Annotated in this window: 13 protein-coding genes; 11 read left to right on the top strand and 2 right to left on the bottom strand. The window is 66.2% G+C overall.

From position 1 onward, the window contains the following. Positions 1 to 7: 7 nt before the first annotated feature. The 8 genes from N5D20_RS03850 to N5D20_RS03815 all read left to right on the top strand — a co-directional run bounded on the left by N5D20_RS03850 (position 8) and on the right by N5D20_RS03815 (position 8,868). Complete coding sequence (locus N5D20_RS03850; protein ID WP_049409609.1) at positions 8 to 1,300, top strand: transporter; 1,293 nt, start codon at positions 8 to 10, stop codon at positions 1,298 to 1,300. 27 nt (positions 1,301 to 1,327) lie between these two features. Then, complete coding sequence (locus N5D20_RS03845) at positions 1,328 to 2,236, top strand: NAD(P)-dependent oxidoreductase (protein WP_258306715.1); 909 nt, start codon at positions 1,328 to 1,330, stop codon at positions 2,234 to 2,236. Between the two features lie 101 nt (positions 2,237 to 2,337). Next, positions 2,338 to 3,477, top strand: a complete 1,140-nt coding sequence (locus N5D20_RS03840; protein ID WP_049455166.1) for an SPFH domain-containing protein — start codon at positions 2,338 to 2,340, stop codon at positions 3,475 to 3,477. A 20-nt stretch (positions 3,478 to 3,497) separates the two neighbouring features. Then, positions 3,498 to 4,850, top strand: a complete 1,353-nt coding sequence (locus tag N5D20_RS03835) for a TFIIB-type zinc ribbon-containing protein (RefSeq protein ID WP_279914322.1) — start codon at positions 3,498 to 3,500, stop codon at positions 4,848 to 4,850. Beyond that, positions 4,847 to 5,104, top strand: coding sequence for a hypothetical protein (locus tag N5D20_RS03830; protein ID WP_010485524.1), 258 nt, complete (start codon positions 4,847 to 4,849; stop codon positions 5,102 to 5,104). Before N5D20_RS03835 ends, N5D20_RS03830 begins: the two co-directional genes overlap by 4 nt. Positions 5,105 to 5,312: 208 nt before the next feature. Beyond that, on the top strand, positions 5,313 to 5,897 hold the full coding sequence (locus tag N5D20_RS03825; RefSeq protein ID WP_049455165.1) for an AprI/Inh family metalloprotease inhibitor: 585 nt from the start codon (positions 5,313 to 5,315) through the stop codon (positions 5,895 to 5,897). 69 nt (positions 5,898 to 5,966) lie between these two features. After that, positions 5,967 to 6,926, top strand: coding sequence for a cation diffusion facilitator family transporter (locus N5D20_RS03820; RefSeq protein ID WP_279914321.1), 960 nt, complete (start codon positions 5,967 to 5,969; stop codon positions 6,924 to 6,926). A 232-nt stretch (positions 6,927 to 7,158) separates the two neighbouring features. Continuing rightward, positions 7,159 to 8,868 carry a PAS domain S-box protein gene (locus N5D20_RS03815; RefSeq protein WP_343236686.1) on the top strand — a complete coding sequence of 570 codons (1,710 nt, stop codon included), beginning with the start codon at positions 7,159 to 7,161 and terminating at the stop codon, positions 8,866 to 8,868. A gap of 25 nt (positions 8,869 to 8,893) precedes the next feature. Here N5D20_RS03815 and N5D20_RS03810 read toward each other — a convergent pair whose 3' ends face one another. After that, complete coding sequence (locus tag N5D20_RS03810) at positions 8,894 to 10,837, bottom strand: MacB family efflux pump subunit (RefSeq protein ID WP_279914319.1); 1,944 nt, start codon at positions 10,835 to 10,837, stop codon at positions 8,894 to 8,896. Between the two features lie 2 nt (positions 10,838 to 10,839). Continuing rightward, a complete protein-coding gene (locus N5D20_RS03805; RefSeq protein WP_279914318.1) occupies positions 10,840 to 12,021 on the bottom strand; it encodes an efflux RND transporter periplasmic adaptor subunit in 1,182 nt (393 codons plus the stop codon). 236 nt (positions 12,022 to 12,257) lie between these two features. On the opposite strand from N5D20_RS03805, the gene N5D20_RS03800 reads away from it, so the two are divergent. The 3 genes from N5D20_RS03800 to N5D20_RS03790 are packed head-to-tail and all read left to right on the top strand — an operon-like array spanning position 12,258 to position 14,660. Beyond that, a complete protein-coding gene (locus tag N5D20_RS03800) occupies positions 12,258 to 12,815 on the top strand; it encodes a hypothetical protein (protein WP_279914317.1) in 558 nt (185 codons plus the stop codon). Positions 12,816 to 12,862: 47 nt separating this feature from the next. Then, on the top strand, positions 12,863 to 13,579 hold the full coding sequence (locus tag N5D20_RS03795) for a response regulator (protein WP_019337245.1): 717 nt from the start codon (positions 12,863 to 12,865) through the stop codon (positions 13,577 to 13,579). 4 nt (positions 13,580 to 13,583) lie between these two features. Next, the gene (locus tag N5D20_RS03790) at positions 13,584 to 14,660 is read left to right on the top strand and encodes an ATP-binding protein (RefSeq protein WP_279914316.1); all 1,077 of its coding nucleotides are present in this window, start codon (positions 13,584 to 13,586) and stop codon (positions 14,658 to 14,660) included. Positions 14,661 to 14,678 lie beyond the last annotated feature (18 nt).

Below are 14,678 nucleotides of genomic sequence, written 5' to 3'. Positions count from 1 at the left end.
CACGAACATGCACACCCTGATGAGGATCACCCCGTTGGCGCTGGCGGCGCTGGCGGGCACCGCCCTTGCCGTGCCGCCGACGCCTGACGATGGCGCAGACGTGCAGGCCCTGGCCAACCAGCTGGAACAGCTGAAAGCCAACTACGCACAGGAGGTGCGGCGGCTGCGCGAACTGGACATGCAGGTGCAGGCCATGCAGGCACGCCTGGGCGGGCGGGTTGGCCCAGCCTCGACCCCACCGGCCGCACCACTGGCGCAGGCAGCGGCCGCCGCGGTTCCACCGAGCAGCGAGGGCTACGCCAGTACCGCTGCCGAGGCCCAACAGGCCAAGCAGGAGTCGCGGCGCAGCGTGGACGACGTGAAGCAGCAGCAATCGGCCCTGTTCTCCCGTCGCTTCACCATCGAGAACAGCCTCACCTACGCCCGCTATGACCGCAAGCAGCTCACCCTCAACGGCTTCCTCGCGTTGGACGCCATCTTCCTAGGCAATATCGCCATCGAGAACGTGGAGTCCGACTCGCTGACCTATAACGTGGCGGCCCGCTGGGGCGTCAGCCCGAACCTGACCCTCAACCTGGATGTGCCCTACCTGGCGCGGCGCACCGTATACCAGAAAGGCGGCGCCGGCGGTGCAGCGGCCGCCATCGCGCAGGAGCAGACCAACGGCAACGGCCTGGGCGACATTGCACTGAGCGCGAACTACCGGCTGTTCGGCGAACGCGGCTGGCGCCCGGAGACCGTGCTCACGGCCGGTGTCACCGCCCCCACCGGGCGCGCACCCTACGGCCTGGACTGGAAGGTGATCGAGCGCGATGACGACGACTACATCCGCTTCGCCGTGCCGCGCGAGCAGCCCACTGGCAACGGCGTATGGCAGGCCAACCTCGGCCTGTCGATGGTGAAGACCGCTGACCCGGCCATCCTGTTCGCCAACATCGGGTACGTGCACTCCATCCCTCGCGGCTTCAGCGACATCGACAGCAATCCGGATACGGTCAACCCAGGCGACGTGAAGCTGGGCGGCTCGGTGTACTTCGGTGCAGGTGTTGCCTTCGCATTCAACGAGCGGACCAGCCTGAGCCTGTCCTTCAGCGACCGCATCAGCGCCCGCGCCTCCACCCGCTTCCAGGGCGGCAAGTGGATGAAGGTGATCGGCAGTGACGCCAATGCGGCATCACTGAACCTGGGCGTGACCTATGCGTTGAACCAGCACACCACGCTGGTGACACTGCTGGGCATCGGACTGACCCCGGACGCACCGGACTTCACGCTGGCGTTCAAGATTCCTTACATGCTCTAGCGGCCACTGCCCATGGCATGATGGGCGATCTGCGGCCAGCGGACGTCCATCATGCGCATCGGATTCCTGGGACTTGGAGTGATGGGAACGCCCATGGCGGCCCATCTGGCTCGCGCAGGTTACGAGGTATGCGGCTGGTCGCGCTCCGACCGCAACCATGCGGCCGCGCGCACCGCCGGCATCAACGTCTGCGAGGCGGTGGACGAGGTATTCGCGGCCTGCGACACCCTCATCCTGATGCTGGCCAATGACGATGCCATCGACAGCGTGCTCGATCGGCATGGCGCGGCGTTTGGCGAGCGGGTCGAGGACCGCCTGCTGATCAACATGGGTACCAGCTCGGCAGCGTACTCACAGGCGCTGGCCGAACAGATCCGCGCCGCGGGCGGCCGCTACGTGGAAGCGCCGGTGTCTGGCTCACGCGTGCAGGCCGAAGCGGCGCAGCTGGTGATCCTGCTGGCCGGTGCCGATGTCGACCTCGCGGCAGCCGCCCCACTGGTTGCACCGATGGGCAGGCAAACGGTGTGCTGTGGTGCAGTGCCGTCCGCACTGCGCATGAAACTGGCGGTGAACCTGTACCTGATCACCTTGGTCACCGGCTTGGCCGAAGCGGTGTACTTCGCCGAAGCACACGGCATCGAGCTTGATCGCTTCGCGCAGGTGCTCAACGCAGGGCCGATGGCCAGCGAAGTATCGCGAATCAAGCTGGACAAAATGATCCGTGGTGACTTCAGCGTGCAGGCGTCGATCACCGACGTGCGCAAGAACAGTGGGCTGGTAGCCGCTGCCGCCCATGAGGTGGGCATGCATGCGCCCTTGATCGACGCCAGCGACGCGCTGTTCGCACAGGCACTGGCGTCCGGATCGGGGGCGCTGGACATGGCGGCCGTGCTGCAGGCGGTACGGGCCGGGCCAACCGGCACTGGCCGGCGCTGATCCGGATTCATGTTCCGGCACTACTGCCGTCCTCCACCGCTGCTATATTCAGTCCAGCTCGGCAGGCATGGTGCCTGCCTTCGAATCACAGGGAGTTGGTCATGGGTCTGGTACAGGCGGTGAAGGGTGCGGTTGGCGGTGTGCTGGCCGACCAGTGGAAGGACTTCTACACCGTGCCGGCGGGCCTGCCGTCCACGGCCGCCCTGTTCGCGGCGGTGCCGCAGGGCACCAATGCCGGCCGCGGCTCCAACACCAGCGGCTCGTCCAACATCATCAGCAACGGCTCGAAGATCATCGTGCCGGAGGGCTACGGCCTGCTGCTGTTCCAGGACGGCGCGATCACCGCGTTCGTCGCCGAACCGGGTGGCTACGAGTGGCGCTCGGACGATCTGAACTCGCAGTCGATCTTCGCCGGCGACGGCCTGGTCAGCACCTTCATCAAGCAGAGCTGGGAACGCTTCAAGTTTGGCGGCCAGCCGGGTTCGCAGCAGGCGGCCTATTTCGTCTCGCTGAAGGAACTGCCGGACAACCGCTTCGGCACCCAGTCGGAAATCTACTGGGACGACGGTTTCCTCAACACCCAGGTAGGCGCGGTCACCCGTGGCTCGTACACGCTGAAGATCGTCGACCCGATCCTGTTCGTGAAGAACTTCGTGCCGGCCAGCTACCTGCAGCCGGGCCAGGTGTTCGACTTCACCGATCTGGACAACGCCGCCGCCAGCCAGCTGTTCAATGAAGTGGTCGGTTCGCTGGCGCCGGCCTTCAGCCTGTATACCAACGATCCGGGCAAGGGCAACCGCATCACCAAGCTGCAGCAGGACTCGCTGGGCTTCGCGCAGAGCCTGTCGGCCGCCGTCGAACAGGGTTACCAGTGGAAGTCCGACCGCGGCCTGGCCATCGTCAAGACCGCCATCGTCTCGATCGAGTACGACGCCAACACCCGCGAGCTGCTGAAGACCGTGCAGCGCGCCGATGCGCTGTCCGGTTCGCGCGGCAATTCCAACCTGCAGGCCAGCGTCGCCCAGGGCATCCAGTCGGCCGGCGAAAACGGCGGCGCGGCAGGTCTGGTCGGTGTCGGCATGGCGTCTGGCATGTTCGGTGTCGGCGGCATGCAGCAGCCGGCCACCCCGGCGGCCGACGATCCGGTCGCCAAGCTGAAGAAGGCCAAGGAAATGCTCGATCTGGGCTTGATCACCCAGAGCGATTACGACGCGCTCAAGGCCAAGGCACTGGGCCTGTAACGGCAGGACGTACACCCAACATGTCCGATCCCCGAAACGGCCCACCGCCGCTGCCCGGATCCGCGCCCGCGACGCCGCCACCCTTGCCGGCGGCGTCGTTGGATGGGCCCGGTTCGCCGCAGGACGTCCCTCCCCTGCCCGGCAGCTTCCCGCTGGACACCTCCAAACTGCCGCAGGCCATCCGCGATGAAGTGGAAGCGCCCGATCCTGTGGCAATCGATACCTCGGCCAGCGAGCTGAAGGACGGTCTCAACCGCTGCCCGAAGTGCGGCGCCACCGACATCCGTCCCAAAGCCGGGACCGATATCCTGGTCTGCCTGTACTGCCGTCACGAATGGCATGGCGCGCGGGTCGAGGAAGAATTCGGCCTTGGCGAAGCCATCGACCAGCTGCGCGGTACGGTCATCGCCTCCGGTGCGCGTGACATCGATGCCGACACCTCGGCACTGATGACGTTCAAATGCACCGGGTGCGGCGCCGAAGTCACGGTCAATACCGAGAGTACGATGACGGCGCGTTGCCACTGGTGCCGCCACGTCTTCGGCGTCAACGAGCAGATCGCCAACGGCGCGGTGCCCGACGCGGTGCTGCCCTTCCATATCAAGAAGGACGATGCGGTCGCGCGCATCCGCCAGTTCGTCGACAAGCGCCGCATGTTCGCGCTGAAGGCATTCAAGGACCAGTTCACCCCGGAGAACGTGGTGGGCGTGTTCCTGCCCTACATGATCGTCGACAGCAATGTCAGCGCGGCCGTGGCCGGCAAGGGCGAGATCCAGACCCGGCAGTACACCGTAGGCAGCGAGAAAAACAAGCGCACCCTGTATGACGCCGACGTCTACCAGGTCGAACGCCAGGTCGATTTCACTGTGGATGACCTTCCGCTGGAATCCTCGGCCGAGCGCGGGAATCTTGATATCCGCGCCAACACCAACAACATCATCAACACCATCCTGCCGTTCGATACCAAGAACGCGGTGAAGTGGAATGCCTCGTACCTTGCTGGCTTCACTTCGGAGAAGCGCAACCTGGACGTGGAGAAGCTGCGGCCGCGACTGGAAGACCAGCTGCTGTCGATTGCCCGCGCACAGGTGGAAGGTTCGGTGAAGCGCTACAACCGTGGCGTGCGCTGGGAGCAGGAGCAGCTGGAGGTGCATGGCACCCGCTGGGTGTCGATGTACCTGCCGGTGTGGTTGTACTCGTACCACCAGCCCGGAAAGAACGGCGGCATGCTGCACTACATCGCGGTGAACGGCCGTGCCGGCGAAACCATGGGCAGCGTGCCCGTGCAGCAATGGAAGATGCTGCTGGCGGCACTGGCCACCGGCACCATCATTGAAGCCCTCGCAATTGCCTTCCTGGTGGCATCGACATGAGTGACGACAGTGGCCTCTGGCTGTTGGCGGCAGGCCCAGCCGGCGCGACCGCGCTGTACTGGGCGCTGTACCGCTATTACCGCAACACCGACAAATCGCACTCCTTCGAGCACGAGACCGAGATCGAGGCACAGCCCGTGACCGGTTCGGACCAGCAGGTGGGCCGGGTCACCGGCACCGAGGACAAGCGCATCCGCGGTGACAATGTGTATGAGTACCGGAAACGGGTGGTAAGGGTGAAACCCGATCAGTAGAGCCAGGCCGCCTGGCTGCGGGTAATGCCGGCCGCTGGCCGGCACTCCTTCGGTCTCTGGGCGTCAAAGGGGAGCCGGCCAGCGGCCGGCACTACCCTTCAGCGGACAGCACCTACCCTTGGCTGGCTTGCCTCAGGGCGCGCCCTCACACCGTCTCCCACCCCACCGGTTCGATACTCGCGCGATCCACCCTTCCGAGGATCCTGCGATGGCTGCCCTGCTTGCCTGTAGCTGCCTGTCGGCGCTGTACTTCCTGGCCCTGCCCGCCCTTGCCCAGGACGCCTCGTTCGGCTTCGGCGAACAGACCACCCGCACCGACCAGGCCACCCAATCGAGCAGCACAGAGACCCGGACCAGTGGCTCGGTGACCACCCAGACCACCACCAGCGGCAGCTCGCAGTCCGAATCACGCAGCGAAAGCAAAGAGATCGACGTCGGCTTCGGTTTCCACGACGACAACGACGACTGGAGCCATGACCGCCACCGCGGCGACCGCGATGTGCGCGACAGCGATCTGTTCGGCAGCTGGACGCTGGGCCAGGAGAACGGCAGCACCTGCACCATCGAGCTGAAGAACAGTGAGTGGTTCGGTGGCTACAGCGCCTACGTGCCTGCCGGCTGCCCGGACGGATTCTTCTCGGCCAACCGCTGGGTGCTGTCGGGCAACCAGCTGCTGCTGACCGATACCAGCAATACGGTCTTCGGGCGTTTTCGCGCGTCGGGAGGTGGGCGTTGGACGGGCTACCGTGAATCGGATGGGGCACGTTTGTATCTCAATCCCAAGGGGCACTGATCGCATCGTGCACACAGTAGGCACGCGCTGATCGGGAAGATCAGGAATCCGCCTCACCCCGCCGCCGAAATGTCCGCTCCCACTGGTTCCCGCCTGGTCATCTACGCCGCCCTCGCGGGCAACCTGGCCATTGCCATCGCCAAGTTCATCGCCGCCGGCATCTCCGGCAGCTCGGCCATGCTCAGCGAGGGCGTGCATTCGCTAGTCGACACCCTCAACGAGGTGCTGCTGCTGTACGGGCTGCGTCGCGCCGGCAAGGCGCCGGACCAGGTACATCCGTTCGGCTATGGCCGCGAACTGTACTTCTGGAGCTTCATCGTCGCCCTGCTGGTGTTCGCCGCCGGTGCCGGCGTTTCGGCCTACGAAGGCATCCAGCACATCCGCCAGCCGGAGCCGGCCACCAACCACGCGTTGAGCTACAGCGTGCTGGGCATCTCCATCCTGTTCGAAGGGGCTTCATGGTGGGTGGCGCTGCGCGAGTTCCGGCGCACCAAGGGCAAGCTCGGCTACTTCGAAGCGTTCCGCCGCAGCAAGGACCCGTCCACCTTCACCGTGTTGCTGGAGGATAGCGCGGCCCTGCTGGGTCTGGGTTTCGCACTGACCGGACTCGTGGCGGCCCAGGTGCTGGACATGCCGGTTCTTGATGGCGTGGCATCCCTGTGCATCGCGGGCGTGCTTGCCGCGACCGCCTTTCTCCTCGCACGCGAAACCAAGGGTCTGCTGGTGGGTGAGCCGGCCCATCCTGCGGTGGCTGAGCGGATCATGGCCGTGGCCGAAACCGATCCGGACCTGCGCCGCGCCAATGGCGTGACCACCATGCAGATGGGCCCGGAACAGGTCGTGGCCATGCTCAGCGCGGAATTCGAGGATGACCGGCGCACGCCGCAGATCGAAGCCTGCATCACCCGCATCGAAACTGCAGTGAAGCAGGAGTTTCCGGAACTGGTGGCACTGTTCGTCAAGCCGCAGACGCCGGAGGTCTATGCCGCCCGGCGAGCCGCACTGGCCTCGCCGCCGGCACCGGACTGATGATGTCTCTGTACAGGCTTGCCCTGTAGATCCTCCGGTGCAGCCTCCACTGGCGCGTGCTCGTTCGCGACCATCGTCACGCTTTTGCACCCCTCGCGTGCAGCTCGCAAACATTGACGGAAGCGCGTCACGTCGGCATCACCTCACCGTAGCGATACATAACGTGGTGCGCACTAGCGTAGTACCTGACAGCCGCCGAAGCCGCCCTCGCCACCCAGCCCTGCAAAGCGCCATGGACGAAGCCGACCGCCTGCTTGAAATCGACCGCCTGCACCTGCTCGACACGCCAGCCGAACCGGTGTTCGATGCAATCGTTGCTGCCGCCCGCGCAGCGACTGGCATGACGATGGGCCTGATCTCGGTGGTGGCTGAGGAGCGCCAGTGGTTCAAGGCCAATATCGGTCTTGAAGGCGTCAGCGAGACTGCACGCGATATCTCGTTCTGTACCCACGCCATCGAGCAGGATGAACTGTTCGAGATCCCGGATGCCCGGCAGGACCCTCGCTTCTCCACCAATCCCCTGGTGACCGGCGGCCCGCGTATCCGTCACTACGCGGGAATCTCGCTTGGGTCGGCACAGGGCGCCCGTATCGGAACACTATGCCTGCTCGATCCGATGCCGGGCGTGCTGTCGCCCTCGCAGCGCGAACTGATGGTGCATCTGGCGCGGGTCACCACCCAGGTGCTGGAACAGCGCAGCACCCTGATGGCACAGGTCGGCCAGGCCAAGGCACTGCACCGCGAACTGAAACGCAGCGAGGACTTCCTGGAACGCACCAACCGCGCGGCACGGGTGGGCGGCTGGGAGATGGACCTGCTCTCCCACGAAGTGCGCTGGACCCGCGAAACCAAGCAGATCCACGGCGTGCGCGGCAACTATCAACCCACGTTCGACACCGCACTGTCCTTCTATCGGGAGGACAGTCGCAACATCATCCGCAGCGCGGTCCAGCGCTGCATCGATGAAGGCACCTCATGGGAAGTGCAGCTGCCGATGACCACCGCCGATGGGCGCTCCATCTGGACCCGGGTGGTCGGTGGCCGTCAGCAGGTGGATGGGCACCCTCGCCTGGTCGGCGCCATCCAGGACATCACCGAGGAGCGTGCCGCGCTGGATGCCCTGGAGGCGAGCGAGACGCGCTACCGGCGCCTGTTCCACTACAGCCTCGGCCTGATCTGCACGCACACACTGGAGGGCGTGCTGACATCGGTGAACCCGGCGGCCGTGCAGTCGCTGGGCTTCGATGAGACTCATATGATCGGGCGCAGCCTGTGCGATCTGATGCCTCCCGAGAAGCGTGCTGCATTCAAGGCCTATCTCGCGCGGATCACGGTCAACCACACCGATGCCGGCGTCATCGAACTGATCGCCGCCGATGGCACCCGCCATTTCTGGGCATATCACAACGTGCTCGACAGCGAGGCGAACCCTCCCTATGTGCTGGGCCATGCGCAGGATGTGACTGCACTGCGGATGCAGGAGCAGCAGCTGCGCGAGATGTCCTTCAAGGACCCGCTGACCCAGAGCTACAACCGCCGCTTCCTGCCGCGCCTGGACGAGCTGGTTGATCAACCCTGGGCCTGCCTGATGTTCGATCTGGATCATTTCACGCAGATCAACGATACGCAGGGCCACGCGCGGGGGGACACTGTGCTGGTCGAGTTCGCCGCCTTCCTGCGCGCTCCACTGGGGGCGATGGAAAGCGTAGTGCGCATGGGCGGCGACGAGTTCATGGTGGTGCTGACCTGCCCGGAGCCGGGGCGGTTGGCCGCGCTGGAGCAGTGGTATACGCAGCAGGCCGGTCGATCACCCACGCCCTTCTCACTGGGTGCGACCCACCACGCCCCGGGTGAGTCGGTGGCCGACACCCTGCAGCGTGCCGACAGTCGCCTGTACCGCGAGCGCGCACGCGTGCGCACGCACCCGCGACCGGCAACCTGAGACTCTCCCCGCAGCGGGCGCGACCCTACTCCGCCGCCAACGCCTGGATCGGGTCCAGCTGTGCGGCACTGCGCGCCGGGAAGTAGCCGAAACCGAGCCCGATGGCAGACGAACATGCCAGCGCGGCGAGCACCGGCCCAGGCGTGAACAGGAACGGCACCCCCAGCGACAGCAGGCTGGACAAGGCTCCCACAGCCAACGCGAACAACACCCCCAGCGCGCCGCCGAACAGGCAGATCAACACGGCCTCGATCAGGAACTGGCGCAGGATGTCGCCCTGACGGGCACCCACCGCCAGCCTCACACCGATCTCGCGCACGCGCTCCTTCACCGACACCAGCATGATGTTCATCACCCCCACGCCACCGACCACCAGCGCCACCGCTGCAATGGCCGAAACCAGTGCCGCCATGGTCTGGCTGGACTTCATCACCGCCTTGCGGATCTGGTCGGCGTTGTAGATGAAGAAATCGCGCCGGCCGTGCAGGCGTTGCAGCTCCACACCCAGCGAGGCTTCAGCGGCGGTGGTTGGCACGTCATCCCGCACGCGTACGGTGATGCTCTCCAGCCGCTGGCTGCCAAGCAGGCGCGAGGACGCGGAGGTGTACGGCACATACACCGTCGGCGTCGCCCCGCCGGCGAATGCGTTGGGGCCAACCACGCCGATCACTTCCACCGGCATGCCGCCCAGCAGCACCGTGACGCCGATCGGATTGCCGTTGAACAGTACCTTGGCCGCCTTCTGGTCGACCACGCCCACCGCGCGATGCGCCTCCACCTCGGCATCGGTGAAGAACCGGCCCGCCCTCAGCCGCAGCCCGCGCACACGCGGTAGATCAGCGCCCACGCCAAGCACCTGCGTGTTGGCGCGCCGGTTGCCCTGCAGTGCCGCCACCGAACCGCTCAGGTTGGGGCTTACGCTGTCTACGTAACTCAATGCGGCCAGGTGATCGGCATCGTCCACGACCAGCGTTTCGATCTCTGCCGAGCGCGGGTCACCAAAGTCCGCGCCCGGGAAGATGTCCAGCGTACTGGCACCCAGTTCGTTGATCTGTGACTCGACCTGCGCCTGTGCGCCCTTGCCCAACGCAACCACGGTCACCACCGCAGCCACGCCGATGATGATGCCCAGCATGGTCAGCAGGGTGCGCAGCCGGTGGGCCAGCATCGAACGCACCGCCATCCGTGCAGCTTCCCTGATTGCATCCAGGCGCGCGCGGCGCTCGGTGGCCGGTTCTGGACGGCGCTCGGGCACAGCGGCACTGCGTGCAACCGCAGGATCACCCATACCACGGTCGGATACGACCTGGCCGTCTGCGATCTCGATCATGCGTGAAGCGTGCGCGGCGATCGCCGCATCATGGGTCACCAGGATCACGGTATGGCCCTGCGCATGCAGGCGCTTGAGTTCCGCCATCACCTGCCTGCCGCTGGCATGATCCAGCGCGCCGGTCGGCTCATCGGCCAGCACGATGGCGCCGCCGTTCATCAGCGAACGCGCAATGGAAACGCGCTGCTGCTGGCCGCCGGACAGCTGGCTGGGCCGGTTCGTGGTGCGCTCACCCAACCCCAGCGTTTCCAGCAGCATGCGCGCACGGGCGGTGCGCGCATCGGCATCCACGCCGGCATAGACCGCCGGCAACGCCACATTCTCCGTGGCGTTCAGGTTCTCCATCAGGTTGTAGCGCTGGAAGATGAAGCCGAAATGCTCGCGACGCAGGTGCGCCAGTTCATCGGGTGACATCTGCTCGGTTGCTGCGCCCTGCACCCGGTAGCTGCCTTCGCTTGGCCGGTCCAGGCAGCCCAGAATGTTCATCAGCGTGGATTTGCCCGAACCGGACGGGCCGATGATGGCGATGAACTCGCCCGCCTCGATGCGCAGCGACACGTCCTTCAACACCACCACCTCGCCGGCGGCCGAGCGATAGGCGCGCGATACGCCATGCAGTTCCAGCAGCGCGTCGACCATGCTCACATCCCCAGCAGGCTGGTGGACTCGGCTTCCGCGCCGCTGGGCGCCTGCCCGATCACCACGTTCTCGCCTGCCTTGAGGCCGGACAGGATCTGCACCGCAGTCGCGGTGCGCAGGCCGGTCGTCACCGCCCGCTCGTGCGCGCGGCCCTTGGCATCGATCACCTGGACGGTCGCGCGGTTGCCCGCCTTGTCGTCGCGCTCTGACACTGCCGTCAACGGCACCTGCAGCGCATTGGCGGCACGCGCCAGCTGGATCGTCACCTTCACCGTCATCGACGGCTTCAGTTTCAGGCCTGGATTGGGTACGTCAAACAGCCCGGCGTAGTACACCGCCTTCGGCGTCTGCGCCGATCCGCCGCTGTTGCCGGTGGCCACGTCGGCAATCGACGACGGCGCAGGTTCAAGCTGCTGCAGATGCGATTCGTAGCGGCGTCCACCCGGCCCCAACGTGGAGAACCACAAGGGTTGGCCGGGCGCGATCAGTTCCACATCGGCCTCCGCGATCTCGGTGCGAACCGTCATCGTGTCCATCTGTGCCAGCATCACGATGGTCGGCGTGGTCTGCATCGAGTTCAGCGTCTGCCCGGCCTTGGTGACGATGGCCACGATGTAGCCGTCGGAAGGTGAGACGATGCGCGTGTAGCCCAGGTTGATCCGCGCGGTTTCCACCTGGGTCACCGCCTGGTCGATCTGGGCCTGCAGCGCTGCGACGTCCGAGCGCGCCGCTTCGCGCGCCACCCGTGCGGTCTCGAAACCTTCCTGCGAAACAAGCCGCGACACCACCAGCTGCGCCTGGCGCTCATGCACGCGGATGGCCTGGGCGTAGCGCGCCTGGCTGGCCGCGTGCTGGGCACGCAGCGTGTTGGCAGCCGCTTCGGCGCTGCGCAGGGCGATGCGCTGCGGCTGCGAATCCACTTCGGCAATCAGGTCGCCAGCGTGCACACGCTGGCCCAGCGCCACATGCAGGCGCGTGACCTGGCCCGACACCTGCGCGCCCACCGCCACCAGTTCCTTGGGGTTGACCCGGCCAACGGCCTGCACGATCTTTTCCAGGTCCGCCACCCTTGCCGGGGCCGTGATCAGCGCGGCATCATCACCTTCGGCGAACAGCCACCCGCCGGTGCTGCCTGCAAGAAGTACAACGATTGCGGCAATGATCCAGGTCCTGCGATTGTTCATCGGAAGGCTCGCATGCACGCAGCCACCGGATGTGACCGCAGAAGCCGCAGTCTGGAAGGTAGTGGTGGATGTTTCTTGGAGCCACTGTGGAGATTGCATGGAGGCCGCACATCCGTTCAGGCACGGGGCCCGCTCCTGAACGGCACGGATCGCGTCCACGAAATCTCGACACAATCTCGACCAAGTCTCCATCAACGGCCCCTAGCCTTGTCGGCCTCGCCGACTGCTCCGCCGCCGTGTCCTTCCCGTTTCCAGACCTGCCTCCCATCGATGTCCGCCGCGCCTACCTTGCCTGGTGCGCGCCTTCGCCGTGGCTGCTTGCGCTGGTGCTGACGTCCACCAGTGCCTGGATGCTTGCCAGCGCGAACCCGGCGCCGCCCCTGCTGGCGGGCGCCGGTGCTGCCGCGCTGGTGTGGTTCCGCAGCGAAGGCCCGGGTCATTCGGCGCGCGCGGGCACCCTGGCGTCGGCGTCGCTGATCGGCCTCGCGGCCTGGTCCGCCTCCGCCGCTGACGTGAGCCTCATGCCAGCAGGGATGGCGGCTGTCCTGGTGGCCGCGTTGCTTGCCCTGCGCCTGCGGGCCGTGGTCCGCATGGCCCGCCGCCTGCAGGACCGGGTGGACGCAACGGGCATGCAATCGCGGTGGAGCAAGCTGCCTGCGGCCGTATCGACCCTGCTCGCACAGCACCTGCGCGCCACCACAGCACTGGCGCCCGCCCTGCAGCACACGCTGGTGCTGGCCACCCTGGCCTGGGCCGCCCACGAAGAAGCGCAGACCCTGGAACGGCCACGATGACACCGTCGCCGGCGTTTCCCATTCCTTACTTGAAACCGCAGCATGCAATGAAATCCGATGCCCGCACGCGCCTGGCGCCCCTGGTGCTCATTGCCGAAGATGAAGGCGAAATCGCCGACATTCTCGGCGCCTACCTGGCCCGCTCCGGGCTGCGCAGCGCCCGCGCCGCCGACGGCGAAGCCGCCCTCACCAGCCACCGCCAGCTGCGCCCCGACCTGGTGCTGCTGGACGTGCAGATGCCGAAGATGGACGGCTGGCAGGTGCTGAGCGAGTTGCGCCGGCGCGGCAACACCCCGGTAATCATGCTCACCGCACTGGACCAGGACGTGGACAAGCTCACTGGCCTGCGCGTCGGTGCCGACGACTACGTGGCCAAGCCATTCAATCCCGCCGAGATCGTCGCCCGCATCCAGGCGGTGCTGCGCCGTAGCGCGAAGCCCATTGCAGAAGAGCCCAACGGGCTGATCCGGCAGGGGCCGTTCGAGATCGACCTGCGCAGCCATGAAGTCACCGTGCGCACCGATGACCACGTGCATGCTCTGAGTTTCACGCTCACCGAGTTCCGTCTGCTGGTACACATGGCGCGCGCACCGCGCATGGTGCACAGCCGGCTGGATCTGCTCCAGACCTGCCTGCCGGAAGGCGATGCGCAGGAGCGCACCGTGGACAGCCACGTCAGCAAGCTGCGCCGCAAGCTGGAGGAAGCAGGCGTCATCGGCATTCCCGCCACCATCCGCGGTGTCGGCTACCGCTTCCTGGACTGAGCCGATGAACCCCAAAGGCAAGAGTATCGGGCGCCAGATCACGCTCTCCATCACGGTCGCGTCGCTGTGTTCAACCGTACTGTCGATCAGTGGTTTCTACCTGTTCTATTACCTGATGGAGGTGTTCTATCCACGCTGGTACGACGAACCGGAAACCATCATGCCGTCAGGCCTGGAATGGCTGTGGATCGGCCTGACCGCCACCGTGGTCGTTGCGCTGGCCACATTGATCGCCTCGCGCCTGACCCGGCGCATCATCACCCCGCTGAACTCGGTCGCCGAAAGCCTGCGTCGCGTCGCCAGCGGTGATCTGGAGGCGCGTGCGCGCGGCGGTGACACCTCGATGACCGAGGCCGCCGCGCTGGTCAGCGACTTCAATTCCATGGCCGAGCGATTGAGCCGGATGTCGGAGAACCGCGTGTTCTGGAACGCGGCGATCGCACACGAACTGCGCACGCCGATGACCATCCTGCGCGGCCGCCTGCAGGGCATCGCCGAAGGCGTGTTCGAGCCGGGGCCGGAGCAGTTCAACAGCATGCTCACCCAGCTGGAGGGCCTGACCCGCATCATCGAGGACCTGCGCGTGGTCAGCCTGGCCGAGAGCGGCCACCTCGATCTGCGCATGCAGCGCAGCGACGTCAGCGTGCAGGTGGCCGCAGTAGTGGAAGCGATGTCCGAGGCGCTGACCGAGAGTGGTTTCTCGGTGACCTTGGACGCGCGTTCTTCACTGGCCGACTGCGACCCGGCGCGCATCCGCCAGGCGGTGCTGGCGCTACTGGAAAACGCACGCCGCCATGCCATTCCCTGCCCGCTGCGCGTACACGTGACGCTGGCCGAAGGCCATTGCACCGTAACCGTTGAGGATGGTGGCCCGGGTGTGCCGGACGACCTTCGCGACAGCATCTTTGAAGCCTTCCAGCGCACCGATGTATCGCGCTCGCGGCAGAGCGGCGGCTCCGGTCTCGGCCTGGCGGTGGTGCGGGCGATTGCCGTGGCCCATCACGGAAAGGCGCGATGCCGGGCGACCGAACGTGGCGGCAGTGCCTTCGAAATACGCTGGCCGGTGCACGCGCGTCGTTGAGAGCGCGGCGTTGCGGTA

Origin of the sequence: Stenotrophomonas sp. GD03877, assembly GCF_029840555.1 — a bacterium.
Taxonomy (GTDB): Bacteria; Pseudomonadota; Gammaproteobacteria; order Xanthomonadales; family Xanthomonadaceae; genus Stenotrophomonas; species Stenotrophomonas geniculata.
This window is presented reverse-complemented; position numbering and strand designations above follow the sequence as displayed.